We start from the raw sequence: 24,850 nt of genomic DNA, 5'->3' as shown, positions 1-24,850 counted from the left end.
GTGCGGGTACTTGTTGTAGAAGACGAACCGCGTACTGCGGAGTATTTGCAGAAGGGATTGTCGGAGTCGGGTTTCGTGGTCGACATCGCGAACAATGGTGGCGATGGGCTCCACATGGCGGAAGAGACCGACTACGACGTCATCATCCTGGACGTCATGCTGCCAGGTATGGACGGGTGGACGGTCATCAAGTCCATTCGATCCAAGTCCGAGACACCCGTACTGTTTCTGACGGCGCTGGATGATGTGGCGGATCGTGTCAGAGGCTTCGAGTTGGGGGCAGACGATTACCTGGTCAAGCCCTTCGCCTTTGCCGAGCTCCTTGCCCGTATCCGGCGTTGCTTGCGCCAAAGCACCTCGAAGGAGTCCGAGCGATTGCGCATTGCCGATCTGGACATCGACGTGCTTGGAAGGCGGGTATTCCGGGGAACTACCCGCATTGAATTGACGAATCAGGAGTTCTCGATGTTGCACCTGCTCATGCGCCGGAGAGGGGAGGTGCTGTCGCGAACCACGATCGCGTCCCAGGTCTGGGACGTCAACTTCGACACGGATACCAATGTCGTTGACGTCGCGATCCGGCGCCTGAGATCCAAGGTGGATGATCCCTTCGATCAAAAGCTGATCCATACCGTACGGGGAATGGGCTATGTCCTCGACCCAGAGCGCGGCCGGTGACGGAATGAGGCCCGGGACTTCGATAACCCCGCTGTCACTGACGAGGCGGCTTGGGCTCTTCTTTGCATTGGTACTGTCTATCGCGCTGGCCAGCATGGGCGCCTTTGCTTACTACTCGCTCGCCGCGCAACTCGAGGCCAGAGACGATGAGGTTGTAAAGGGAAAACTCGAACAGGTCGAGCATTTCTTGCGCGAGGTGGACGGGGTGCAGGGCGTCCCGGCGGCGCAGCATCGCTTCGATGATCTGGTGCGAGGTTACTCGGACCTCATCGTTCGCGTCACGGCGCTGGATGGCCGGCTTTTGTTTCGCACGGGCAACGATGCATTGCTGGAAGGCACTGACCAAGCGGCGGTCACGGGAAAGTCATCGCTCATGTTCCAGTCCGCCGATGCGGTGTTGGGGCGAGACGGTACGCGGGCGACGGTGTTCGTGGCGAAGTCTGGCGAGGACAGGAAGCAGGTGACTGCGCGATTCCGGACGACGCTCGTGCTTGGTACCACCGTCGGTGTGATATTGACGGCCCTGGTGGGGGCGGCCATTACGCGCCGTGAGCTGGAGCCGGCGCACGTACTTATCAAGCAGATCAACCGGATCAGTGTGGAACGGCTGAGCTACCGGGTGGACATGCCACCCAAGCCCACCGAAGTGCGTGATATCGCCTCTGCGTTCAATGCGATGCTGCAACGCCTCGAGGATGGTTATCAGAAGCTGTCGCGGTTCTCCGCCGATCTTGCCCATGATTTGCGCACGCCGCTTAACAACCTCATTGGACATGCCGAGGTCGCCTTGTCACGAGACCGCACCGGGCCCGAGTATGTCGCCTTGGTGGAGGAAAGCCTGGTCGAATACCAGCGACTTGCGAGGATGATCGATGCGATGTTGTTCCTCGCGCGAGCTGACAGTGCCAATGTGGCGCTCGAGTTGACGGAACTCCAGTTGAATGCAGAACTTCGCAAGTTGTCCGCCTACTTTTCGGTGCTTGCAGAGGAGCGAAGCGTCGTAATCAGGGTAAGCGGGGATGCCACCCTGGTCGCTGATGCCATTCTGTTCCAGCGTGCGATCAACAATGTTCTGTCAAATGCGGTCCGTCATGCGTGGCCGAATTCGATGATAGATCTGGTGGTGCGCCGCGAAGCGGCACATTGTTGCATCGACATCACGAACGTTGGAGACCCAATCCCGGAGCGGGAACTTTCCCTCATCTTTGATCGGTTCTTCCGTGGGGATAGGGCGAGATCCAACTCGTCACAGTCCACGGGGCTGGGCCTGGCCATCGTCCTGTCGATCATGGAGCTCCATGGCGGCGACGCGTCAGCCGTGAGCGGCTTGGATGGGAAGACACGCTTTACATTGCGCTTCCCGCTCAACGGTGCTGAAGCCTCAGCGCGGGTTTCGGTGGGTAGGCCGAGTCAGGACCGACCAGTCGTTGGGTAGAGTGGTGCAATGAGCCCGATTGCCTATTTGTAATCGCCGGGCAAGGCTGCAGCATGCGTACAATTTATACACTCGTTTTCATAGATCAACGAAGTCTCTAGAAAGGAGATGACTATGAAAACGAAGAAACACGCCTTGCTGTTTGCGGCGTTGCTGTTGGGTGGGATGTCGGCTTCGTATGCTTTGGAAATGACCGGGTTGAAACCGGGCGTGCCTGCGTCGACGGCGACGGCGCAGGCGATGGCGAAGCGTCACGCGACCTTGTATGGCGATCCAGCCGGCCAATCTCAGGCCAGTCGCATTATCGACGTGAAGCCAGGGATGCGGTATGTCAACGTGGACTCTGGCGAGACGGTGGCGTTTCGGGCCGGCGAGAAGATCGTCGCATGGACCTTCGCCCAGATGGTCAGGGATACGAGTGTGGACCTTGGCTTGTTGATGCCGGATCTGCCGGGTAGCGCTGGCGTGCGCGTCTATATTGATAGAAGCGACCTCTTCACAGGTGGCTGAACGTTGCTGAACCGGTGAACTACAGGCCCCGCACAATGCGGGGCCTTTTTCATCGTCATTGGCGTCGGTTCTGCCGCTTAGCAATACACGAGGCGATGGGAAGTTGTAGCACGCGCCACCGCATCATGAACGGCACCGGATTGACGCCGATGGAGGGAAAAAAAGCTTGCCCTCCGGGGAGGGCAAGCTTCGGAAGCTTTCGCCATCGGGATAAAGCGAAAGAGCACCAAGAGCCAAGCAACTGACGGGTGCCTGGCTCCCCCACAGAGGTCGGTCTGAGTTTCAGGGACGGCTTGCGTCAAATTCCGCGTGCGCCATCGGTGAACACATCACGCGGCCCAATACGCGAGCCGTCGGTAAATACGTCACGCTGGCCGAGGCGTGCGCCGTCGGTGAACACGTCGCGCTTGTCGATGCGTGCACCGCCGGCGTAAATGTCGTTGACTGCGGCGCGTCCGCCGTCGGTGTAGGGGTCGCGGGGACGGTGGATCTGGCCATCAGGGGTAGCAGCGATGGCGGAGCCGGCGGCAGCAATCGTGAGGGCAGCAGCAATCAGGGCAGTGTGAATCGTCTTCATGGAATCTCTCCGGAGTCAATGTTTGTGAGTCTCTAATCGCTCACCGTGTTCACAGTCTAGCTACCGGACCTGCTCCACTGAATTACCCGCGTATTACGATCCTGTCATAAAAAAATGCCTCCCGGTTGGGAGGCACAAACTCTCTTGAATTAACAAGAAAGTGTCGATTCTTTTGAGCTCGCTCAGAACTTGTGGCGTACGCCTACGACGACGCCGGTCTGATCCTTGCCAGGGACAACGTTGGTCGGGCTGCCGGTCGTCGAGTTGTAGCCGTTCATGCCCAGCTGCGAGTTGCCGCGGTTCAGTGCATAACCGACGTTCATATACACATCGGTACGCTTCGAGAAAGCGTAATCTGCCGAGGCAACGAACAGGAACGGGTCTGCGCCAGAATTGCGGCTGTCCGTGTAGTAGGCGGCGCCGGTCAGCGTCAGTGCGGGCGTCAGGCCATAGCGCAGGCCGGCCCAGTAAATGTTAGAACCGTTCGTCGGCAGCGCACCGACATTGCCGTTGTACCAGCGATAACCAATAAATGCCTTAGCCGGTCCGAAAGCGTAGCTCGCGCCAATTAGAGCGCGGCGGTCCTTGCGGTCGGCCGTGGCGACGGTGCTGCCCTGGATCTCGTCGTACACCGCGCCGACAGCGAGGGCGCCGGTTTCATACATGAGCGATACGCCCATGTTTCGATCGACCTTGTAGTTCCCCGGCACTTCGCCGCCGCCGGTGCGGCTAAAGCTGTAGAGGCCGGTGACCGTCAGGCCACTGAAGATGCCACGGTACTTGATAGCATTGTCAGCGCGACCCGCCAAGACGTCATCCATCTTGAAGAGCGAGTAGCGCGGCGCGAAGCCCATCGGGTCGAGTTGCAGCGTGGTGTCATACATTGGTGTCGTTTGACGACCCAACGTCAGTTGACCATATTTGCTACCCAATCCTACGAAGGCACTACGATCAAAAAGACGGGTGCTGTTGTTCTGTGCGCCGGTGTCGAACGAAATGCCGCTTTCCAATTTGTTGGCGCGCAGCTAAATTTGACCCACGGTTTTCATCTAAATTTGACCCACCCCGAGACGGCGTAAAGCGTTACTGCGGTGTGGATAACTCTTCGTTTTCTGCCTCCCTTGAGCCCTTTCGACGGGCTGGCCTAGCCTTCGCCGAGCTGGTCTTGAAGCGCCACGACTCGTTGCCGGTTTCAACGATGTGGCAGTGATGCGTGAGGCGGTCGAGCAGCGCCGTGGTCATCTTGGCATCGCCGAACACGCTGGCCCACTCCCCGAAGCTCAGGTTGGTCGTGATCACCACGCTGGTGCGTTCGTACAGCTTCGAGAGCAGGTGGAACAGTAGCGCGCCGGCGGTCTGGCTGAACGGAAGGTAGCCCAGTTCGTCGAGGATCACCAGATCGACATGCATAAGCCGGTGCGCGAGCTGTCCGTGCTTGCCGGCAGCTTTTTCCAACTCCAGTGTGTTGGCCAGTTCGACCGTCGAGAAGTAGCGCACGCGCCTGCCGTGACGCTGGATGGCCTCGATGCCGATGGCGGTTGCCAGATGCGTCTTGCCGGTGCCCGGCCCGCCGATGAGCACGACGTTGTGTGCGCTGTCGAGGAACTTCATCTGGTACAGATCCCGGATCAGCCCTTCGTCGACACGGGCCTGCGCGAAGTCGAAGCCCTTCAGGTCGCGGTGCGCCGGGAACCGGGCGACGGCCATCTGGTAGGCAATCGAGCGAACCTCGCGTTCAGCACCTTCGGCCATCAGCAATTGCTCCATGAAGCGCTCGGGATCGAACTCGGTATGTCGGGACTGCGCGTACAGTTCAGTCCAGCCGCTGGCCATGCCGTGCAGCTTGAGTGCCTTGAGGCGGGCAACGATCTCATTGGACATGCTGGTTCTCCGGTGCGCGCAGACGTTCATAGCGGTTCACATCCGCGACAGGTTCTTCGGTCAGGCTGAGCGTGGTGGCGGCCACGATCCGGTGCTGCGCCGGCGCTTTCAGCCGGCTCAGCACGTTGAGCACGTGATCACTGCTGGGCCGCCCTGAGTCGAGCGCGGCTTGCACCGCCACCAGCACGGCATCCAGGCCGTGTTCGCGAACGGCGGACAGCACCTGCGTCATCACACGGTCGCCACCGGCGTGCTTGAGTAGATGCCCCTGAAGCTCCTGGAGAGGCTGCGGCATCGTGGCAAACGGCGCACCGTTGCGAAGCGCGCCTGGCTTGCGCTCGACCAGCGTGATGTAGTGCTGCCAGTCGTAGAACGTCAGGTACCGCTCGAAGCTGCGTTCGTGACGAGCTATCTCGCGACCGTCGGCAACGACGCTCAGCAGCGCCGGATAGCACCGCACGCTCACGAGCTGGTTCACGAACTCGGTCGGCACGCTGTAGCGGTTGCGCTGGAAGTGGATCAGTCCCGTCGAGGACACCCGCAGGAACTGCTCGACGTAGCCGTCGAACGGGCGCGGGTTCGGCATCAGCCGGGGGCGTTCGTCCTGCAGCACATCCTCGACCATCAACTCGGGCCACTGCGGATGTGGTGCCCGCCATGCCTGCCGACACTGGTCGGCCACCCAGTCGTTCAACGCCGCCAGGGAAGCCCAGCGCCGTTGGGCCGCTTCGTGCCAGATCTGCCTGCGCCGGTCCTGCACGTTCTTCTCGACGATGCCTTTCTCCCAGCCCGAGGCCCGGTTGCAGAACTCCGGCTCGAACAGGTAGTGGCCGCACATCGCCTCGAAGCGGGCGTTGACCGTGCGCTCCTTGCCACGGCCAACCTTGTCCACCGCCGTCTTCATGTTGTCGTAGATGCCTCGGCGTGGCACACCGCCAAACGCGGCAAACGCCTTGGCGTGCGCGTCGAACAACATCTCGTGGCTTTGCGTGGGATAGGCGACCAGCCAGAACGCGCGGCTGGCGTTCAGCTTCACATGGGCGACTTCAAGACGTCGGCGCAGCCCGCCGACGAAGACATACTCGCAGCTCCAGTCGAACTGGAACGCTTCACCTGGCTCGAAGGCCAGCGGCACGAACGCTTTGCGTCGGGGAGCCTGGGCTTGTTGCTCTCGCCAGCGCCGAGCGAACTCGCTCACCCGCGTGTAGCTTCCGCTGTAGCCCTGTGCCCGGATCGCTTCAAACATGAAGCGCGCCGTGCGGCGCTCACGCTTCGGACGATGGCTGTCGGTGCGCAGCCATTCCTCAAGCTGCCCCGCCCATTCGTCCACCACGCTCGGACTGACCCGCTTCGGGTACTTCGGCTCCGTCGCTTCTGGCTCTCGCAGCCACGACCGCACCGTGTTCCGGGACAACCCCGTTCGCCGTGCAATTTCCCGCAACGGCACCTTCTCGCGGAAATACATCCGCCTGATCTTGGCCAACATGCCCACCGTGATCACCTCCGTATCCCCTGCTCAAAAAATGAGCAGAACATTCAATCACGTGGGTCAAATTTCGATGCAAATCACCCCGCCAGGTGGGTCAATTCTGCTCGCGCGTTAACAGGCAGTACTTACGCTGGTGTTGTCCAGCACGCAGAAATCGAAGGCGGCTGCGGCTGAGGCCGCAGCGCACTAAACAGACCTTCGCCTCTAGTCCTCCCCAAATTTGAATGGAGCACCACATGGATAAGGAAGTTGCCGTTCAGTCGTTGACTGACACCATGGCCAAATTCACTGCCTACATCGGAAAGCGGCTACCCAAGGACGTGAAGAGCAAGCTGGCCGAACTTCGCACGATGGAGACGAATCCTCTGGCCAAGTCCATCTACGATTCGATGGCCGGCAACCAGGAAGCGGCGGACAAACTGGATCGCCCCAGCTGCCAGGATACGGGCGTTATCCAGTATTTCGTGGAGGCGGGCGCCAACTTCCCGCTGCTGGGCGAGTTGGAAGAGGTGTTGAAGGAAGCCACCGCTGAAGCCACCCGCATCGGACCGCTGCGCCACAACGCAGTTGAGACATTTGACGAAAAGAACACTGGTACCAACACGGGCACGCAGATTCCCTGGCTGGACTGGCGCATCGTGCCAGGGCTGGATAGCTGCACCATCGATGTCTACATGGCGGGCGGCGGGTGCACCTTGCCGGGTGCCGCCAAGGTTCTTATGCCGGGGCAGGGCTACGAGGGCGTTGCCGAGTTCGTCATGGACGTGATTACCGAGCGTGGCGTCAATGCCTGTCCGCCGCTTCTGGTGGGGGTGGGTGTGTCCACTTCCGTGGAAACCGCGGCGCGTCTGTCCAAGCTCGCGATCATGCGCCCCGTGGATTCCAAGAGCGAGAACCCGCGCGCGGCACTGATGGAGGAGCTGCTCGAGCAAGGGCTTAACGAAGTCGGCATCGGCCCACAGGGTCTGACCGGCAACAACAGTGTCATGGGCGTGAACATTGAGTCGTCTGCCCGGCACCCATCCACCATCGGCGTTGCAGTGAATACCGGTTGCTGGGCGCATCGACGCGGCAAGATCCGGATCAACGCGGACATGTCCTACGACATCATTTCCCACGAAGGAGTGACCCTGTGAAAAAGATTCTGACGACGCCGATCAAAGACGAAGATCTGCTGAGCCTCAATGTTGGTGATGTTGTCTACCTGACCGGTCGCTTGGTGACCTGCCGTGACGTGGCGCACCGGCGCTTGATCGAACAAGGGCGCGAGCTTCCGGTCAACCTCGAAGGCGGTGCTATTTTTCATGCGGGTCCGATTGTCCGGAAGAAGGACGATGGCGGATTCGAGATGGTGTCCATCGGCCCGACGACCAGCATGCGCATGGAGAAATTCGAGCGCGAGTTCATCAAGCAGACCGGCGTCAAGCTGATCGTCGGCAAAGGCGGCATGGGGCCGGAGACGGCCGCCGGTTGCCAGGAAGGGACGGCGGTGCACGCCATCTTTCCCGGTGGCTGTGCCGTGCTGGCCGCAACGCAGGTTGAAGAGATCGAAGGTGCCGAGTGGCAGGATCTTGGGATGCCGGAAACCCTGTGGATAAATCGGGTCAAGGAGTTCGGCCCGTTGATCATCTCGATCGACACCAAGGGCAACAACCTCATTCAGCGGAACAAAGAGCAGTTCAACGCTAAGAAGCGTCCGGTGCTTGACCGAATCAACAAGCAGCTCAGTTTCATCAAGTGATTTTGTGTCTGGCGGTGGGACGGCTGCAGTTCGCTAAAGCTGTCCCTTTGCGCGCTCAAGTCCACCGTCAATTCCCTGCTGCTTGCTTGGCTCGTCGGAGTTGATGAAGGAGCTGAGCCATCTATGACGGGAGAGGTACCGGTGACGCGGGCGCGCTGGAATCCAAAGACGCCGCTGATTGGTGGGCTGGGGATCGATGCCACTGAAGGCATTACGGGGACGCGGCTGTGGAGCGTGGTTAGAAGGTTTTTTGAGACGGCGGCTGGCACCATCGAAAATGACCATGCAGTGCTGGCTGAGAAGCTTCGCAAGGCCAGTCCACACTGGATGCGGCATACACACGCCACTCACGCCCTGGCGCGCGGCGCGGAACTAACCACAGTGCGCGACAATCTGCGCCACGCCTCTGTCTCGACGACCTCGATCTATTTGCACAGCGATGAGATCAAGCGCGCGCGGCAGCTTGGAGAGGTCTTCGGTGCCCGCAAATGAACGGCCGCCTGGCGCCCCAGAGGTTCGAGGGACTGGCGTTTGTTGTTCAGACCTAAAAAACGAGCCCGCCACAGTAGTCTGTGGTGCTTAAGAGAGATGGTCCATGCGACGACTTGAACATGATTCTATGTCCAGTCGCGAGGCGCCCAAACTTTGTCTCCGTTTGAGAGGTGCAGTAACGAGAGCGTGTAGCCATAGTTGTCACATTGCAGTTTCATCTCGCGCACAACTGCATCGGGATGCGCGTTCTCGAACCAAGTCTTCAGCAGCACGGGCTCGCCCAACCGTGATGACTCTCTCTCAGGATCTACGGCCAGCGAGCCTTCCGGGACGGGAACAACTCGCCCTCGGGTCTTGAAATACGCACCGTTCTTCAAGGCTTGGTCGGAGGAGACGCTCCAGTTCATGAACCCGTCCGTGGAAAGCACGAGAACTGCGCTGTCCTCGGTGAAGCGAATCCATCGCAGAGCAGCCGCGGTTAGGGAAACACCGAACTTGGTCGATGCGCTTGATAGAACATCAAGGTCAATTGATTGGCCAGCAACGCTTGCCCTGAACTGTGTCATCGGCATCAACAGCGTGGACGCGAATTCGTCGGCCTCAGCCTCCATCTGTCTGCTGCCAGCGTCATAGCCGGCTATTTCTGCCTGGGAGCAATGGAACTGGTCTTGCAGGAGCCGGTGCACTAGGAAGTGGCCGAGTTCGTGCGCTTGCGTGAAACGAATCCGCCCTGGTGAAGACAGCGATTCGTTGTAGAGAAGCGCCCATCTGCCCTTTTCAACTTGGAACAACCCACCTTCAAAGCTGTCGAGATTGGCGGCTTGGACGTCGGTAATTTCGTCCCCTAGCCTGAGTTCACGCCCAACGGCTTGGGCCAATTCTCCCACGTCGACCGGGAATCGAGTCGACTCCCCCAGTGCGGCGTCGAGAAGATGGGAAAGACGAATCGCAGCTTTTGCCGGCCTGACCGGCTCGGTTAGCGGCATCTTTATCCACCTGTCTTCTTCAATGCCTCGAGGATGACGCGCAACTGTTCTTTCGTCTCAGGTTTCAGTTTGGAGTAGTTCCGAAAGAACTGTCGGTCCTTCAGGTCTTCCTGCAGATCTTCAATGCTGTCATCGATGAAGAACGCAACGTCGATGTCTAGCGCACCGGCGATTGCCTGCAATTTGTCGAGGGAGGGGCGGGGTGATTCCCGGTTCTCCAATTCCCACAGATAGCTTTTGCTCAGTCCAGCGTCTTTCGCTAGGGCATCTAGGGACTTGCCCTTCTCGGATCTTTTCGCTTTGAGCTTGTCGCGGAGGGTGGCCATTGTCTTAAGCGAATCAGAAAAAGCGAGCCGTATAGTGTACCGGTATACCGAACAGAAGTGGCCGGTATTTTTAGAGTTATTCCTCGTTCACGCGTTCGGTACACCGAACGAAATAGGTGTACTATGTCGACTCATGGGGCATGCCTATGTTTTCGAGCACTGCGACCCATCAACTAGTCGCCGTGCCTGCGGCGAAACCATCAGCGAGGTTCACATGAGCGACGCAGCTCTCGAGAATATGCCCCACGAGGGCAACAGCGATCAACACGATGACACGCACGGCCCGAAGCTTCAGTTCGAGCATGTGGCATCCGTACAGGATGTTTCGTTCCGGGTTTCCTGGAGTGATACGTTGCAAGCCGCGTGGGATATCGCCTATTTGAAGTTAGGCGAGCAGCGGCGCCCGGATGATCGTCTCCAGACCGATGATGGCGTAGACATGATGCCGTTCCTCGGTGAGACGCTCCGCCAGCTTTTCGACAACAAGCATACGAAGAGCCACAAGTTTCAAATCGTCGGTCCGACCGGGGGAGCGCAGTCATGATTGCGCAGATGCTTGTGCAGGACATTCACGCTGGCAGGGAGGCGTTCCAGCGTGACCTTCAACTAGTTCTGAAGGACAGCACCTTGACCGACAGGGGGTGGTCGAAACCGGATGACCTGACGCTGCTCGTGCCCTTGCTTGTCGAAAACGTGCATCAACGCCAAGTCGATCTTTACCTGCTGCGTCTGTTTTTCGATCACTACCCTAAGGGGCCACCCAGTGCGCAGTTCGTCAACCCAATGACGATGACATACGTGTATCCCGATGATGTGTGTTGGGTTCCGAGGTGCGAAGGAGCATCGGATATCGCCTTTCACCCGAACTACAACGGTGGAGGCCAGCTCATCTGCTCGTCGACCACGTTGGAGTTCTATAAGGTGAACCACAGCGTGAATGCCGAGCACGTGTGGAATCCGCAGCGGATGAACTTTTTGGCGACGCTCGCAGCGATCCGTCGTGGCCTAGTCCCGCTGTACTACAAGGGACGAAGCACACCATGAAGGACGAAGCAATGCTGTGGCGACCGCGACCGCCGACGCTGTATGTCCCAACGGGCAAAGTGTTGACGGTGCCGGCTTCTACGCTCGTCCGTACCGCCAGCATCCTATGTGGTGCGGGGATGGTCGAGTCGGCCTGCCTGTGGCTTGGTTCGCTTGATTCCGTTGGAAACGGTCTGGTGAAGGCCGTTGTCGTGCCTATGCAAATCAATCGGCCGCAGAACTACTCGGTACCCGGCGAGGCCATGATGAAGGTCGCGGAACTTGCTCGGGCACAAGGATGGACAGTTGTTGGTGCGATCCATTCGCATCCTGGCGTTGGTGTTGAACACTCCTCTTACGATGACGAGATGACGCCCAGCCGCCGAGCGGTGTCCATTGTCTTTCCGCGATACGGCAAGTGGTCCGGCCCGTGGCCGCGAGGCCTAGGCGTCCACGAATATTTCCAAGGCTATTGGCATCTGCTGTCGGACGAGCACGCGCAGTCGCGAGTTGCGCTTTCCGATGGGCCAGAAGCTCCAATATTTGATCTGCGATGACCGCGATGAAAACAGAATTGGACCAACTTGCTGACCGGCACCTTCGTGCCGACCCTCAGGGCGTTCTCCTTGACACTAGTCAGGCGAAATCAGGCATCGTTCTCGTCCACGTCAGTTCTCGCATGGCTGCGGCTTTAGGCACGCAACATCTTGTCTGGATGCTTGTCAGCCTACTGAGCCGTCAGTTCAAGGTGGTGACGGAGATCATTCTGGACATGCCGAAGGCAACCCTTCATCAGGGCGTGGCGCCGTTCGGCGAAAAGGATACGCTTCTCGAAACGCTGGAAGAGTGCATCCGTTTGATCAGCGGACCTCACATCAGAGCCACCCGGATAGAAGCTGGCTCCGCGCCCGACCTGGCACTGGTGATCGGGTCTGAGGCGGTGGCCTCGCCCCGGCGTCTGCAACTCTATGCAGACGGCTGGAGATATTTTGTGGGCGTCGAGGGGGATGTGCCGGATGTCCCTCCCGTAAGTGACCTTTCCATCGGGCCATATCTGTGCGCGAGCTACGCTGCCGGAGAGGTCTTCAAGCTGTTGCGGGGGATGAAGCCGGGCAAGGGTGACTTCATCACGGCGCATTTCGCCTCGTCTTGGACGAGGTCTAGTGCCAATACGTGGGCGGAACTCATCGACGGCCCAAGTGCCGAGCAATTTGGAGCGTTACCGCATTTCTACTTCGCTGGCGCCGGCGCTGTCGCTCAAGCTGCCGCTCTTTGCCTTGGCACCTCGCGTTTCGCCGGTTCATGCAGCGTCGTGGATAAAGACGAACTCGACCTGACCAACGACAACCGCTACGCCTTGTCGACCCGCAACGACGACGGGAAGTCCAAGGTTGGCCTTATGCAGCGCTACCTGAGGTCAGCGGGGTTCGACTGTCAAGCCGTTTCGGATTGGTGGCAAACCTTCGTTACAAGTCGCGGCAAACATGCTCCCAACGACGATATTCGAGCCTTGGAGCAGGCCTACAAATTTCCCATTGTTCTATCGTGCGTCGATAAGAACGATCCGCGGCATGCGCTTCAAAACGGCCTGCCACGGTTGATTATCGGGGGCAGCGCTGACGGACTCAGCGCAAAAGCAAGCATCTTCGACCTTGGCGCTGGAACCGCTTGCCTGAAATGCCATAACCCGCTGCTGTCGCGAAACGCCATCATTCAGGAACGAATCGCAGCTTTGCGGCAGCTTGATGGTGAGCGTCGGACGGCGCACGCCCGCGAACTCGGCTTGACCGAGGAGGACGTTGAGCACTTGCTCGCCCCCGGTGGTTGCGGGAAGCTTTCCGAAGCCGATCTCGACCGCTTCGCCGCCGGCTCGCCCGAGATGTCGGTGGGATTTGTTTCCGCAGCAGCGGGCGTCCTGCTGGTTGTCCAGTTTTTGCGCTACCTGCACTTGGGTGCGGTTAAATCGATTCAGGATGGCACCATGGCAGTTGCCACATTCGCCAGGGCAAAAATACGTTCCATGAACGTCGCTCTCGAACATGGCTGCGATTGCTCTCAGCACCTGCGAGCCGGCTGGGCCAAGCATTGGTCTGGTTCGTATCGAGCGTAGCTCGCTGCCAGTTCCAGGGAGCGCATCGATTTGTCTTTTCGTGCCGCGCTCGGCAGTGCGTACCCGCATCGCTAGGCCACGCAGCCCAGCGATGCAAGCCCATCCCACCCCCTACACCCCCGCCTCAATCAAATCCGAAATCTGCACCGACGCGCGCGCAAAGTCAGTCAGCGCGCGGGCGCGCTTGTGCCGATAGCTGCCGGCGGAGATGACGACGGGCTCTTTGGCGTCGTCGTGCTGCAGGACGATGAGCATGCCGGTGTAGCGGTCTGCCTGGTAGATGTGTTTGTTGAGCAGTTGCAGCGCGCGCTCGACGTCGGCGGGGTAGAGGCTGGCGAGGTCGGCGGGTGTGCGGGCGGCGGCGGGCGCGGCGTCGATGCACGGTTGTGCCGTGAACTGGCCGGTCTTGCGGATGGCCGGCAGGACGATGGACGTGACCCACTTGCGGAAGCGGTGCGGCACGGTGCCGGGGTTGATTGCGTCGCAGCAGCAGTCCTGATCGGTGACGACGCTGATCGCGTTCGCGGTCCATGCAGCTTTTACCGCAAAATGAGCACTAGCCATGCCGCGACGGCGATTGCCCGAGCATCACTAAGGAACAATGGAGTCCAACCGCCATGAAACCGACTCTTCAGGAACGTCAAGAACTCAAAAAGCTGTTCACGAACGATGTTGACAGGATGCTGCTTTGCTTGAAGAGAACTGGCGTTGCAATCACAGATGACGAGGTTGTCCAAGCGTGGGCGGAATACTCTGACGCGAACCATGCGGATTGGCTGGGGCTTCCCGAAAGTGATGAGACCCTACGCAAACTTCTGATCAAGTACGTGGCAATAGGAAGATCGCGTGTTGTGTGGCGTGTCACCCGCGCCGACGCCGAGGACGGCACTGGCGATTTCATTGTCCCGCTACCGACAGAACTATCCGAACAACTGGGATGGCAGAGCGGGGACGAGTTGTCCATCGAACGGATTGAACCAGACACCCTGCGTCTGCGACGGATCTAGCCCATGACCTCGCTTGGTGCAGCACCAGCGCAGGGAGGACGAAGAAGGAACGCCGATCAACTGTCGACCAGAGTGAAGCAAAGTCGAGCAGTTGTTCCCCACACTTCGGATGTGGTGGACAGGGGAACGGGCTTGCCTCGTGAAAGTGAACAAATTTGCTTCCGTCCGCCATTAACGTCCGCGCCATGCTCCGCGCGGTCTCAGGTCTGTCATTTGTCATAATACTTGTTATGTGATCCATAGTGCACAAATGCGGTTTCATTGCGAATGCTGCGTCCACGTGACGCGCGGCCGCAATCTGTGCTTGAATCGGCACCTGATTGCCCAGGAACCGACCTTCCATGACCAGCTACAAAGACATCGTCAAACAGATTGCCGCCCTCCAGAAGGAAGCTGACGCTCTCAGGCAGCAGGAAATGCAAGCGGCAATCGTGGATATTCGCGAGAAGATCGATCTGTACGGGCTCACGGCATTGGATCTCGGCTTCAAGGGCGATGGCACGGCGAGAAGCAAGCCCCCGGCCAAATACCGGGATGAGGCGGGTAATTCCTGGACGGGACGTGGCAAGAGGCCGGGATGGCTGGTTGCCCATCTGAGTGCTGGCCGCCAGATCGAAGAGTTTCTGACCGCCTAATGTGATCTGGCTGCCGAATGACGTGGGCGCCGGCACCGCCTTCTCGTTGACAAGGGCTTCTTCGCGGCTAGCTTGGTCCAAGAAGACATATGCCCTCCCCTGTGGAGGCGGGGTTTCGGCGAAGCCGAGATGTGGTCGAAGCTGTACTTCAGTATATAGCAGGCCGTAAATTGCGATGGACACACTTTGGCTGAACAATCCGGAACGCGCTTACGCTGATTGGCAGGAGCGGGAGGCCGAAGGCGTCGACGGCCAGCACTTCTCTGCACGCTCGCGTGCCCAGCATCAGGCGATGTTCGAGAAGTTCCTGCGCTACCTTCGCGAGACGGGCCGCGACCTGGCCAACTACGGAGATGAGCACGTAGCGGCATTTTGTGAATCGGTCGGCGCCCGATCGGCCGCGACAAGGATGCGGTACCTGAAGCTCCTTGACCGCGTCGGCCGGCAACTCGTGCGCGCCGATGTACGCGTGTCAAATCCGGCTTCGGAGCAGTTGCGCACGGGCCATTGGCCTGATGAGGATCAGCCCCTGTTCCTCCCCGAAGACAAGGACGCACTGCTCCAGGCCTACACGCAGCCGGCGCCCGATGACGGATTGCGAGAAATCCGAGGGCGTGCGGTCGTAGCGCTCTACCTGGCGACCGGCGTGACACTGTCGGAAGGCATTGCCACTGAGCTTGATGACCTGCAGCTCGATGCCACTCTGCCCTACCTGCACATCAAAGCGAAGGCGGCGCGCGGTGCTCGAACGGTCCCCATCACACCATTCGCAATACCGGCGTTGCGGACGTGGCTCACCCGACGGGCAGCAGAGGGTACCCAGGGCCGAGCCTTGCTCACTTTGCACACTGACGGGGCGCGGATCAATGAGGCTAGTGTCGGGCGAATCGTTAAAGCCGCACTGACCACGATCGATTTCGTTGCACCCGATATGAGCCCGCGCGTCCTGCGCAATACGGTCTGCCGGCGCCTGCTCCTCGATGGCGTCGACTATGTCGAAGTGAACCGAATCCTGGGGCTCTCCAGCGTTCGCACTGTCGATCGGATTGCCGCGACCATTGAGCGCTGAACAGTCCGCCGATTCGCCAGACATCGAACTGGCATTGTTGGTCGAGAATACCGCCGCCTACCCGCACCCCACCGACGACCACCGGAGGCGGCCGAATCATCAGTTCGGGCGAAACTCCATGGTCGCCAGCCTCTCATAGGCTGGCCCCTCCGCCGGCGACCGACTGACAAACAGAGAGACGCTGCCGAACTGCAGGTGCGCGCCATCGAGCGCCCGGGCGGCATTGTCCACCGCGGCCAAGCATCGCGCAGATGCCGCATGTAGGGGTAGTCGTCCTTTCCGTGCAAAATCTGGCGGTTTAGGTGGGATTTCCCTTTCAGATCAACGGCTTGGGAATTCAGCATTTTCCTGGGCGCTGTCCTTTTCGTGCGAAATCTGGCGGTTTCCCTGCGTCGTGGCGACACGGCTCGGCGCTGCAGGTGCCATATTCACTGCGCAGTAAATAAGCCGGTTTCAGCGAAAGTTGGGCCACCGTCTCACTTCGGAGCGCCGGGCGGAGGCGGACATCATCAGTTTGCCGCATCGGCCAGGCCGAGCCTCGCCCGATATTCAGTCAACAACACCTGCTGGGCTTCGAGTCGGGCGTTGCCCTTGGCCAACTCGCCGGCCAGGCGTTCGCGTTCGGCGCGTTCGGTGGCTAGTTCATCCGCCTGCTGTTGCGCCGCAGATCGCAGCGCATCTCGTTCCGCTTCGGTGCGCGCTTGATCGACGCGCGCTTGGTTCAGGTTGACGCGAGCCTGTTCTGCCTGCGTTTCCAATTCTCGGATGCGTTTGCCCGAGGCGGCAAGTTCCGCGACCAGCCGAGCGCTGTCCTTGTTCAGTTGCGTGATCTCCCCCTGCTTGATGATCAGCGTCTGATTGGCCTGTCGGGCTTCCGCCTGCAGTTGCTGGACCTGCTGCTCATGCCGGCGCGCATCCTGATCGCGCTGTTCCCTGCTGGCATTGCGGAAGTGCTCCAGTGATTGATGAGCGTGCTGTAGCTTGTCCTCCAGCGAGCGCCGAAAACTTTCATGTTCTGCCAACCGGGTGCCGAGGTCCTGGACCTGCTGTGCCGAGCGTTCAGCCTCAATCGCGCGCTGCTGCAGCGCTGTCTGCGTGTCAGCGTGCGCGGCCCGCACGCTGGCGAGTGTGCTCTGCGCCTGTTCCAGTTCGGCGCGAAGTGCGACCACATCCGTGGCCAGCTTGTCGACTTCGGCACGAACGAGCTGGCGCTGGGCCGTGGCGGCCGCCGCCTGCTGATCGACCACCGCCTGCGCTTCTTCATGCAACCGCGCCGCCAATCTGCCCACCAGATCCAGGATGGCGTCGGAGGTCGAGCCAGCGCGGTTCAGCGCCGCGCCTTCCTCTTCTTCCAGCTCCTTGAGATAGCGATGGATCGTCGTTTTCGAGCCGGTGTTGCCCAGCGCGATACGTATTGCATCGATGGACGGGTGGTGTCCCTGCGCCAGAAGTGAATCGCGGGCGCGTTTAACATCGAGGCGACTCAGTCCGGCCCGGGCCATGGTGCTCCTACAATTTGATACCGTATTACGTACTATGTATATACGTACCAAATTGCGGCGTCAACGTGGATCGCTGGTTCTTGAATCTAATACGTGATAATGGCGGATTATCACGTGTGAGAGGTGTCATGGCGCCCTGGTGGTCCCCAATCCGGTACGAAACGCGCCGGATGTAGTGATGAAGGCCGCGTATTCTCGGTGCTGCCCAATTGCGGGACGGGGCAGTTGGCCTACCGCGATTGCCGGTGCCTTCTGAAGCCACCCGGGGGTATTTGCATGCGCGAGCCGTATACAGGGCAACCACCAAGGAGATCAGCAATGGCCGACCTCGACCAATGGCTCGCCGACGCAGCCAGGATCACCCATGAAGCACCGTCTGCGGTAAGTACCGCGCGCATCCAGCAACGGCTCGCAGCCGAGCCCGCGCCCGACGTGCTGGTCGCCCGCTATGATGCGCGGCGTGCCATGCTGTGCGCCGCCATCGCTGCGCTGGTGGCCTTCACGGTGATCGACCGCGTGGCGACCGCCGTCTTGAACAAGCCGGGCCCAACCTGGGTTGCCACACCGTCTGCCGCTTCTCCGTTTGGCCTGCTGATCGGTGAATGATGACGCCACGCACCCGACGTCTTTCCCTCTCAACGCTAGCCGGCGCTCTGGTGGGGGTGGCCATTGCCGGCGCCGTCGTCTTCCTGTCGCACCCATCGCAGGAGCACCGGACCGACCTGCACGAGATGCTCCACGAGGCGGTGCCGCTGGACGCCAACGAGCGTGAAATTCTCGACATGAAGGAACAGGCCTTCGCCCAACGCCGCCGGGAGATCGAAACCCGGCTGCGCACGGCCAACGGTCAACTCGCTGACGCGATTGCCAAGAATCCCACGTGGTCGCCAGAGGTCGAGGCGGCCACCCAGGAAGTGGAACGCGCGGCTGCCGATTTGCAGCGGGCCACGCTGGTCCACGTTTTCGAGATGCGCGCGGGCCTGAAGCCCGAGCACCGGCCTGCTTATGACCGCGTGCTGGTTGATGCGCTTCGCCGTGGTTCGCAGTGACCAGTACGGAAGCGGACGGCGTGCTCGCCCGGCGCGCCGCTCGGGGAGATCACCATGCGTTTGGCATCCTGGTGCGGCGGCATAGCCCCGCCCTGGCGCAGGCTGGCCGCAGCTTTGGCATTCCGGAAACCGATATCGACGATGTCGTGCAGGACACCTTTGTTGCAGCTTGGCGCGCGCTGGGGGACTACGACGAGGCTCGACCGTTCCGTGCCTGGCTGTTCCACATCGGGCTCAACAAGATGCGTGACCTGCGCCGTTTCCGGCGCGTGCGGCACTTCCTGTTCGGCGCGGAGGATCTGACGGACCCCGAACGCCCTGCCTTGGCCGATCCAGACCCGGGCCCGGAGCGCCGTGCTTCTGCCCGGCGCGAATTGGCACGCGTCGTGGCTGTCCTGGACGGGCTCGATGCGAACTCGCGGGAAGCCATTGTTTTGACCGCCATCGTCGGCATGTCGCAGCCGGAGGCGGCTGCCGCACTTGGCATGACGCCGAAGGCCATTGAGGGGCGCATTGGCCGCGCCCGTGCCAAGCTGGCTGCCTTGATCGACGCCCGCAGCACCGAATAATTTCGACGGGCGCGAGGGGGTGCCGCGCTGGGCGCCGTATTGACCAATCTGTGCCGTCTTCGGCTTCTGCTTCCCTCAAGAAATCCGGCGATGACCCGCGTGTCCTCTTTCCATACCCTCAGCGTGCTTGCCGCATCGCTGGCCTTGTCCGCCGCATCTGGTTGGGCGGCCGAGGCACCGCCCTTTACAGAATTGCTGCAGCAGTCGCTCGCCCACGCGCCCGCGATGCGCGTGCAGGCCGCCAACGTCTTGGCCGCTGGCGCCGATGCCGCCCAGGCGCGCGCGTGGCCCAACCCTCGTGCGGAGTCGGTGTTCGAGAATCTGGGGGCTCCGCAGAGCGATGGCGTGAGCCAGCGCCAGAACACCTTTTCCATCACACAGCCGATTGAGATCGGCGGCAAGCGTGGCGCACGCATCGAAGCCGGGCAGCGCGGCTTCGCCGCCGCACAAGCGCGCGAGCATCAAACGCAGATCGCGTACGCGGCTGAATTGGCGACCGCCTATGCGACGGCAGAGGCCATGCTGGCGCGAAAGTCCTTGGCTGCGGAAGACCTCGGGCGCGCGCGCGAGGAGCTTCGCGTGGCCCGCGCGCTAGTCCAATCCGGCAAGGAAGCTGCGTTGCGCGTGTCCCAGGCGCAAGCCAGCGTCGCCGCCGCCACTGCGGCTGAACATGCGGCTGGCGCGGACGCGACGCAAGCGCTGGAGCAGTTGGCTGCCTTGGCCGGCTCTGACGAGCCCTACACCCGTCTGGCTGGCTCGCTTCTGTCCACATCGGCGGCACCTCCCGCCTCGTCGGGCGCGGCGGACGAAGCCCCCGCTGTCGTCACGGCGCAAGCCGAGCGAGACGTGATAAGCGCCCAGGTCGAGGTCGAGCGCAAGAAGTGGGTTCCCGAGGTTGGCGTCAGCGCAGGCGTGCGCCGCTACGGCTGGACGAATGCCAGTGGCTACGTCGTGGGCCTGTCGGCCACGATTCCACTGTTTGACCAGAACACGCACGCGGTGACCGCTGCGGTCGAGCGTGCCGCCGCCGCAGAAGCCAGGCTGGACACCGTGCGCCTGGAAGCATCTGCGGCAAAACGATCCGCCCAGGCTCAGGCTGCGGCTTCGGAAAAACGCCTCGCCGCAGCGGCGGAAGGCGAACGCGCAGCCGCCGAAGCCTATCGCCTGGGCCGTCTCGGCTACGACGCCGGCAAGACCCCGTTGATTGAACTGCTCGCCGTCCGGCGCGCGTTGTTTGAAGCAAGGCAACTCACGATTGACGCGCGCCTCGCGCGCGTACGCGCGTTGGCCGCACTGGCACAGGCTGACGGCCGCCTGGCTTTTGAGGAAGCTCGATGATGAAAGACAACCTCCGCTCGGCCAACTGGCCGCTGATCGCCGGGATTGCCGGGGTGGCCGCCCTGGTGGGGTTCGGTGTGGCGCGCGGGCTTGTGCCCAGTCATTCTGCGGCGCCAGCGGCCAAGACAGCCGCCGCGCCCGAAAAAGCCGCCCCCACTGAGGTCAAGGTTCCCCTCGAATACCTGGCCACCGCCAACATCGCGGTCGAGCCGGTGGCCACGGCTGGCGTGGGCGCGGAGATCCTTGCGCCCGCCACGGTGGTCGCCGCGCCGGGCAGCGAGGCCGTGATCATTGCCCGCGCGTCGGGTGCTGTCCAGCGGATCAACCGCCGGCTTGGTGAGGTCGTGCGTGCGGGCGACGTGCTGGCCCTGGTGGACAGCCCGGAGGCGGCCGCGATGGCTGCAGAGCGCCGGGTGGCCGCCGCCAGGGCCGATTTGGCGCGCAAGACCTACGCACGAGAAGCCGCACTGTACGAGCAAGGCGTCACGCCGCGTCAGGAGATGGAAGCGGCCAAGGCCGCGCTCGAAGTCGCCAATGCCGAGGCGCAGCGCGCAGCGACCGTGGCGCAATCCGCGCATCTTGCCAGCGACGGTCGCTCGGTCGCGGTGACCAGCCCCATTGCCGGCAGGGTGACGGCGCAATCCGTCACGCTGGGCGCCTTCGTGCAGCCTCAGGCCGAACTGTTCCGGGTCGCAGGCAGCGGCACGGCACAGGTGGAGGCTTCGGTCACGGCCGCTGATACCGCCCGCGTGGCGGCCGGCGACACTGCGGTGATCTTGCTGGGCAGCGGCTCGCCCGTGCCCGCCGTGGTGCACTCGGTGACGCCGACGGTGAACAGCAGCGCCCGCACCGCGACTGTGGTCCTGACGCCCACGCAAGCGCTGGACAAGCTGGTGATCGGCGAAGGCGTGCAGGTGCGCCTGCAAACGCGCACGAGCGGCCCCGCTGCCCTGTCGGTGCCGGAGGATGCCGTGCAGAACCTGGACGGGCGCGACGTGTTGTTCGTTCGCACGCCGCAGGGGTTCCGGCCCCAGCCAGTGCTGGTGGGCATCCGCAGTGGCGGGTCCGCCCAGATTCTCTCGGGTGCGCGCGCCGGTGAACAGGTGGCGACGCGCAACGCCTTCCTGCTCAAGGCCGAGATGAACAAAGGCGCCGGGGACGACGAATGATCGGCAGCATTCTGAACGGCGCGGTCCGGCTGCGCTGGCTCGTGTTGTTCCTGACGGCGGTGGTGGCGACAGTCGGCGCCTGGCAGCTCAACCTGCTGCCGATCGACGTCACGCCCGACATCACCAACAAGCAGGTCCAGATCAATACCGTGGTGCCGACGCTCAGCCCGGTGGAGGTTGAGAAACGTGTGACCTATCCGATCGAGACCGCGTTGTCCGGCTTGAACGGTGTGGAGAGCACGCGTTCGTTCTCGCGCAACGGCTTCAGCCAGGTCACGGTGATCTTCAAGGAGAGTGCCAACCTCTACTTCATGCGCCAGCAGGTGTCGGAGCGGCTGGCGCAGGCGCGCCCGAGCCTGCCCGAAGGGGCCGAGCCGCAAATGGGACCGGTATCGACCGGCCTGGGTGAGGTGTTCCACTACAGCGTGGAATATGCCCACCCTGATGGCAAAGGCGCAACGATCAAGGATGGGCTGCCCGGCTGGCAGAGCGACGGCAGCTTTCTGACGGACCGGGGAGAACGGCTGACCGATCAGGTCTCCAAGCTCGCCTATCTGCGCACGGTGCAGGACTGGATCGTCCGGCCGCAACTGCGCACCACGCCCGGTGTGGCCGACGTGGATTCCCTGGGCGGCTACGTCAAGCAGTATGTGGTCGAGCCCGACGCGGCCAAGCTGGCGGCCTACGGCATCTCGTATGCTGAACTGGCGCGGGGGCTGGAAGACGCCAACCTCTCGGTCGGCGCCAACTACATCCGGCGCTCGGGCGAGTCGTATCTCGTGCGCGCGGACGCCCGCATCCGCTCGGTGGACGAGATTTCACGCGCGGTCATTGCGCAACGGCAGAACGTGCCGATCACGGTCGGCCAGGTTGCTGTCGTCAAGGTCGGGGGCGAACTGCGCTCCGGGGCAGCCAGCCGCAACGGCTATGAAACTGTGGTCGGCAGTGCGTTGATGCTGGTGGGCGCCAACAGCCGCACGGTGGCGCAAGCGGTGGGCGACAAGCTCAAGCAGATCGAAAAGACGATGCCGCCGGGCGTGGTGATCGTGCCGACGCTGGACCGCTCGCAACTGGTTGTGGCCACCATCGAAACCGTGGCGAAAAATCTGACCGAAGGCGCGTTGCTGGTGGTGGTGATCCTGTTCCTGCTGCTGGGCAACGTGCGGGCGGCGACCATCGCGGCGCTGGTCATTCCGCTGTCGCTGCTGATCAGCGCAATCGGTATGAACGCGCTGGGCATTTCCGGCAACCTGATGAGCCTGGGCGCACTGGACTTTGGCCTCATCATCGACGGTGCCGTCATCATCGTCGAGAACACACTGCGCCGGCTGGCCGAACGCCAGCACCGGGAGGGCCGCCTGCTGACGCTGCGCGAACGGCTGGACGAAGTGGTGCTGTCGTCGCGCGAGATGGTCCGCCCCACGGTCTATGGCCAGCTCGTCATCTTCCTGGTTTTCCTGCCGTGCCTGACCTTCCAGGGCGTCGAGGGCAAGATGTTCTCGCCGATGGTCATCACACTGATGCTGGCGCTGGCGTCAGCCTTCGTGCTGTCGCTGACCTTCGTGCCGGCCATGATCGCGGTGCTGATGCGCAAACAGGTCGCAGAGAAGGAAGTGCGGGTGATCGCGGCCACCAAGCAGCGGTATCGCCCGTGGCTGCAAGCAGCGGTAAGGCGTCCGCTGCCTTTTCTTGGGGCGGGTGCGCTTACGCTCGCGCTGGCCGCCGTGGCCTTTGCCTTCGTCGGCCGCGAGTTCATGCCGACGTTGGACGAACAGAACCTGAACCTCTCGTCCGTGCGCATTCCGTCGACGTCGATCGACCAGTCGGTGGCCATCGACTTGCCGCTGGAGCGGGCGGTGATGACGCTGCCGGAAGTGAAGACGGTCTACTCGAAGGCCGGTACCGCCAGCCTGGCGGCAGACCCGATGCCGCCCAACGCGTCCGACAACTACATCATCCTGAAGCCTAAGGACGAATGGCCGGCGGGGGTGACCACCAAGGAACAGGTGATCGAGCGCATCCGCCAGAAGACCGCCGCGATGGTCGGCAACAACTACGACGTGACACAGCCGATCGAGATGCGCTTCAACGAGCTGATCGGTGGCGTGCGCAGCGACGTGGCTGTGAAGATCTACGGTGAGGATCTGGATGAGCTCGCGGCCACGGCCCAGCGCGTTGCGGCGGTGCTGCGCAAGACGCCGGGTGCGGCCGACGTACGTGTGCCGCTTACCGGCGGCTTCCCGACCTTCGACATCGTGTTCGACCGGGCCGCGATTGCCCGCTACGGCCTGACCGTCAAGGAAGTGGCCGACACGCTGTCGACCGCACTGGCCGGCAAGGCGGCCGGTCAGGTGTTCGATGGCGACCGGCGCTTCGATATCGTGGTCCGCTTGGCCCGCGAGCAACGCGACAACCTCGATGTGCTTGGCGCGCTGCCGGTCATGCTGCCACAGGCTGATGGCCAACCACGCGCATCGGTACCGCTGCGTCAGTTGGTGCAATTCCGCTTCACCCAAGGTCTGAACGAAGTGAGCCGCGACAACGGCAAGCGGCGCATCTACGTGGAGGCCAACGTGGGCGAGCGCGACCTGGGCAGCTTCGTCGACGATGCTGCCAAGCGCATCGCCAACGAGGTCAAGCTGCCGACCGGCTCGTGGATCGAATGGGGCGGGCAGTTCCAGAATCTCCAGGCGGCGACGAAGCGCCTGGCGATCATCGTGCCGGCGTGCTTCATCCTGATCGCGGCCACGCTCTATCTGGCGATCGGCAGCGCCATGCTGACGGCGACGGTATTGACCGCCGTGCCGCTCGCGCTCGCCGGCGGCGTGTTTGCGCTGCTGCTGCGCGGCATGCCGTTCTCGATCTCCGCTGCCGTCGGGTTCATTGCCGTGTCGGGGGTGGCGGTGCTCAACGGGCTCGTGCTCATCTCGGCCATCCGCAAGCGCCTGAAAGATGGCATGGCGCCCGATGCGGCAGTCGTCGAAGGGGCCATGGAACGGGTGCGGCCTGTGCTGATGACGGCGCTGGTTGCCTCGCTCGGCTTCGTGCCGATGGCGATTGCGACGGGTACCGGCGCCGAGGTGCAGAAGCCGCTGGCGACGGTGGTGATCGGCGGCCTGGTCACCGCCACCGTCCTGACACTGTTCGTGCTACCCGCGCTCTGCGGGCTGGTGTTGCGGCGGCAGGCCCGCCGCGAGTCGGGTGACCAGGGGGTACTCGAAGCGCAGCCATAACGGGGGGCAGCCGTATTGATGTAGCGATCTC

The 24,850-nt window shown here is 61.9% G+C and carries 25 protein-coding genes and 2 pseudogenes; 19 read left to right on the top strand and 8 right to left on the bottom strand.

Annotation, left to right across the window (positions count from 1 at the left end; genetic code table 11):
- From czcR to czcE, 3 genes are all read left to right on the top strand, one after another.
- Positions 1-678, top strand: coding sequence for a heavy metal homeostasis two-component system response regulator CzcR (gene czcR / locus N5B55_RS24270; protein WP_012435775.1), 678 nt, complete (start codon positions 1-3; stop codon positions 676-678).
- Positions 679-682: 4 nt separating this feature from the next.
- Complete coding sequence (gene czcS, locus N5B55_RS24265) at positions 683-2,113, top strand: sensor histidine kinase CzcS (protein WP_011229349.1); 1,431 nt, start codon at positions 683-685, stop codon at positions 2,111-2,113.
- 108 nt (positions 2,114-2,221) lie between these two features.
- A complete protein-coding gene (gene czcE / locus N5B55_RS24260; protein ID WP_011514820.1) occupies positions 2,222-2,623 on the top strand; it encodes a copper-binding periplasmic protein CzcE in 402 nt (133 codons plus the stop codon).
- Positions 2,624-2,921: 298 nt separating this feature from the next.
- On the opposite strand, the gene N5B55_RS24255 is transcribed toward czcE, so the two are convergent.
- The 4 genes from N5B55_RS24255 to istA all read right to left on the bottom strand — a co-directional run bounded on the left by N5B55_RS24255 (position 2,922) and on the right by istA (position 6,573).
- Entirely contained in the window at positions 2,922-3,200 is a 279-nt protein-coding gene (locus N5B55_RS24255; RefSeq protein WP_008646716.1) for a hypothetical protein, read from the bottom strand.
- Between the two features lie 182 nt (positions 3,201-3,382).
- Positions 3,383-4,210, bottom strand: coding sequence for a porin (locus N5B55_RS24250; RefSeq protein WP_304542170.1), 828 nt, complete (start codon positions 4,208-4,210; stop codon positions 3,383-3,385).
- Positions 4,211-4,283: 73 nt separating this feature from the next.
- Positions 4,284-5,081: an IS21-like element helper ATPase IstB gene (istB, locus tag N5B55_RS24245; protein WP_024542409.1), complete on the bottom strand. Its 798-nt coding sequence runs from the start codon at positions 5,079-5,081 to the stop codon at positions 4,284-4,286.
- Positions 5,071-6,573: an IS21 family transposase gene (gene istA, locus N5B55_RS24240; protein ID WP_024542408.1), complete on the bottom strand. Its 1,503-nt coding sequence runs from the start codon at positions 6,571-6,573 to the stop codon at positions 5,071-5,073. Before istA ends, istB begins: the two co-directional genes overlap by 11 nt.
- A gap of 233 nt (positions 6,574-6,806) precedes the next feature.
- Between istA and ttdA the strand changes: the two genes are divergently transcribed.
- From ttdA to N5B55_RS24225, 3 genes and pseudogenes are all read left to right on the top strand, one after another.
- On the top strand, positions 6,807-7,706 hold the full coding sequence (gene ttdA / locus N5B55_RS24235) for a L(+)-tartrate dehydratase subunit alpha (RefSeq protein ID WP_024541909.1): 900 nt from the start codon (positions 6,807-6,809) through the stop codon (positions 7,704-7,706).
- Positions 7,703-8,311, top strand: coding sequence for a L(+)-tartrate dehydratase subunit beta (gene ttdB / locus N5B55_RS24230; RefSeq protein ID WP_024541910.1), 609 nt, complete (start codon positions 7,703-7,705; stop codon positions 8,309-8,311). The genes ttdA and ttdB overlap by 4 nt, the downstream gene beginning before the upstream one ends.
- A gap of 132 nt (positions 8,312-8,443) precedes the next feature.
- Positions 8,444-8,803: pseudogene (locus N5B55_RS24225) on the top strand (tyrosine-type recombinase/integrase); the annotation flags it as partial.
- Between the two features lie 125 nt (positions 8,804-8,928).
- Here the strand turns inward: N5B55_RS24225 and N5B55_RS24220 are convergent.
- Positions 8,929-9,789 (bottom strand): ImmA/IrrE family metallo-endopeptidase, encoded by an 861-nt coding sequence (locus N5B55_RS24220; RefSeq protein ID WP_024541912.1) that lies wholly within the window; start codon positions 9,787-9,789, stop codon positions 8,929-8,931.
- A gap of 2 nt (positions 9,790-9,791) precedes the next feature.
- A complete protein-coding gene (locus N5B55_RS24215) occupies positions 9,792-10,115 on the bottom strand; it encodes a helix-turn-helix domain-containing protein (protein ID WP_024541913.1) in 324 nt (107 codons plus the stop codon).
- A 214-nt stretch (positions 10,116-10,329) separates the two neighbouring features.
- Here N5B55_RS24215 and N5B55_RS24210 point away from each other — a divergent pair, with 214 nt between their 5' ends.
- The 4 genes from N5B55_RS24210 to N5B55_RS24195 are packed head-to-tail and all read left to right on the top strand — an operon-like array spanning position 10,330 to position 13,248.
- Positions 10,330-10,659, top strand: a complete 330-nt coding sequence (locus N5B55_RS24210; protein WP_024541914.1) for a hypothetical protein — start codon at positions 10,330-10,332, stop codon at positions 10,657-10,659.
- Entirely contained in the window at positions 10,656-11,159 is a 504-nt protein-coding gene (locus N5B55_RS24205) for a hypothetical protein (RefSeq protein ID WP_024541915.1), read from the top strand. The genes N5B55_RS24210 and N5B55_RS24205 overlap by 4 nt, the downstream gene beginning before the upstream one ends.
- Complete coding sequence (locus tag N5B55_RS24200) at positions 11,156-11,695, top strand: Mov34/MPN/PAD-1 family protein (protein WP_027987638.1); 540 nt, start codon at positions 11,156-11,158, stop codon at positions 11,693-11,695. The genes N5B55_RS24205 and N5B55_RS24200 overlap by 4 nt, the downstream gene beginning before the upstream one ends.
- Positions 11,692-13,248: a ThiF family adenylyltransferase gene (locus N5B55_RS24195; RefSeq protein ID WP_024541916.1), complete on the top strand. Its 1,557-nt coding sequence runs from the start codon at positions 11,692-11,694 to the stop codon at positions 13,246-13,248. The genes N5B55_RS24200 and N5B55_RS24195 overlap by 4 nt, the downstream gene beginning before the upstream one ends.
- 393 nt (positions 13,249-13,641) lie before the next feature.
- Here N5B55_RS24195 and N5B55_RS25365 read toward each other — a convergent pair.
- Positions 13,642-13,737: pseudogene (locus tag N5B55_RS25365) on the bottom strand (BRO-N domain-containing protein); the annotation flags it as partial.
- 128 nt (positions 13,738-13,865) lie between these two features.
- Between N5B55_RS25365 and N5B55_RS24185 the strand changes: the two are divergent.
- The 3 genes from N5B55_RS24185 (at position 13,866) to N5B55_RS24175 (ending at position 15,959) form a co-directional block, all read left to right on the top strand.
- On the top strand, positions 13,866-14,255 hold the full coding sequence (locus tag N5B55_RS24185; protein WP_037021956.1) for a hypothetical protein: 390 nt from the start codon (positions 13,866-13,868) through the stop codon (positions 14,253-14,255).
- 341 nt (positions 14,256-14,596) lie between these two features.
- A complete protein-coding gene (locus tag N5B55_RS24180; RefSeq protein WP_004635133.1) occupies positions 14,597-14,890 on the top strand; it encodes an H-NS histone family protein in 294 nt (97 codons plus the stop codon).
- A 175-nt stretch (positions 14,891-15,065) separates the two neighbouring features.
- On the top strand, positions 15,066-15,959 hold the full coding sequence (locus N5B55_RS24175) for a tyrosine-type recombinase/integrase (RefSeq protein WP_012435763.1): 894 nt from the start codon (positions 15,066-15,068) through the stop codon (positions 15,957-15,959).
- Between the two features lie 509 nt (positions 15,960-16,468).
- Here the strand turns inward: N5B55_RS24175 and N5B55_RS24170 are convergent.
- On the bottom strand, positions 16,469-17,461 hold the full coding sequence (locus N5B55_RS24170; RefSeq protein ID WP_024542360.1) for a DNA-binding protein: 993 nt from the start codon (positions 17,459-17,461) through the stop codon (positions 16,469-16,471).
- 318 nt (positions 17,462-17,779) lie between these two features.
- Here N5B55_RS24170 and N5B55_RS24165 point away from each other — a divergent pair, with 318 nt between their 5' ends.
- The 6 genes from N5B55_RS24165 (at position 17,780) to N5B55_RS24140 (ending at position 24,819) form a co-directional block, all read left to right on the top strand.
- A complete protein-coding gene (locus N5B55_RS24165) occupies positions 17,780-18,067 on the top strand; it encodes a CnrY/NccY family anti-sigma factor (RefSeq protein ID WP_024542621.1) in 288 nt (95 codons plus the stop codon).
- Positions 18,064-18,510, top strand: coding sequence for a periplasmic heavy metal sensor (locus N5B55_RS24160; protein WP_024542620.1), 447 nt, complete (start codon positions 18,064-18,066; stop codon positions 18,508-18,510). Before N5B55_RS24165 ends, N5B55_RS24160 begins: the two co-directional genes overlap by 4 nt.
- On the top strand, positions 18,507-19,079 hold the full coding sequence (locus tag N5B55_RS24155; protein WP_024542619.1) for an RNA polymerase sigma factor: 573 nt from the start codon (positions 18,507-18,509) through the stop codon (positions 19,077-19,079). Before N5B55_RS24160 ends, N5B55_RS24155 begins: the two co-directional genes overlap by 4 nt.
- Before the next feature lie 90 nt (positions 19,080-19,169).
- Positions 19,170-20,417, top strand: a complete 1,248-nt coding sequence (locus N5B55_RS24150; protein ID WP_024542618.1) for a TolC family protein — start codon at positions 19,170-19,172, stop codon at positions 20,415-20,417.
- On the top strand, positions 20,417-21,586 hold the full coding sequence (locus N5B55_RS24145; protein WP_024542617.1) for an efflux RND transporter periplasmic adaptor subunit: 1,170 nt from the start codon (positions 20,417-20,419) through the stop codon (positions 21,584-21,586). Before N5B55_RS24150 ends, N5B55_RS24145 begins: the two co-directional genes overlap by 1 nt.
- Positions 21,583-24,819 carry a CusA/CzcA family heavy metal efflux RND transporter gene (locus tag N5B55_RS24140; protein WP_024542616.1) on the top strand — a complete coding sequence of 1,079 codons (3,237 nt, stop codon included), beginning with the start codon at positions 21,583-21,585 and terminating at the stop codon, positions 24,817-24,819. Before N5B55_RS24145 ends, N5B55_RS24140 begins: the two co-directional genes overlap by 4 nt.
- The last annotated feature ends 31 nt before the right edge of the window (positions 24,820-24,850 follow it).

This window comes from Ralstonia pickettii, assembly GCF_030582395.1.
GTDB classification, from domain to species: Bacteria; Pseudomonadota; Gammaproteobacteria; order Burkholderiales; family Burkholderiaceae; genus Ralstonia; species Ralstonia pickettii_D.
This window is presented reverse-complemented; position numbering and strand designations above follow the sequence as displayed.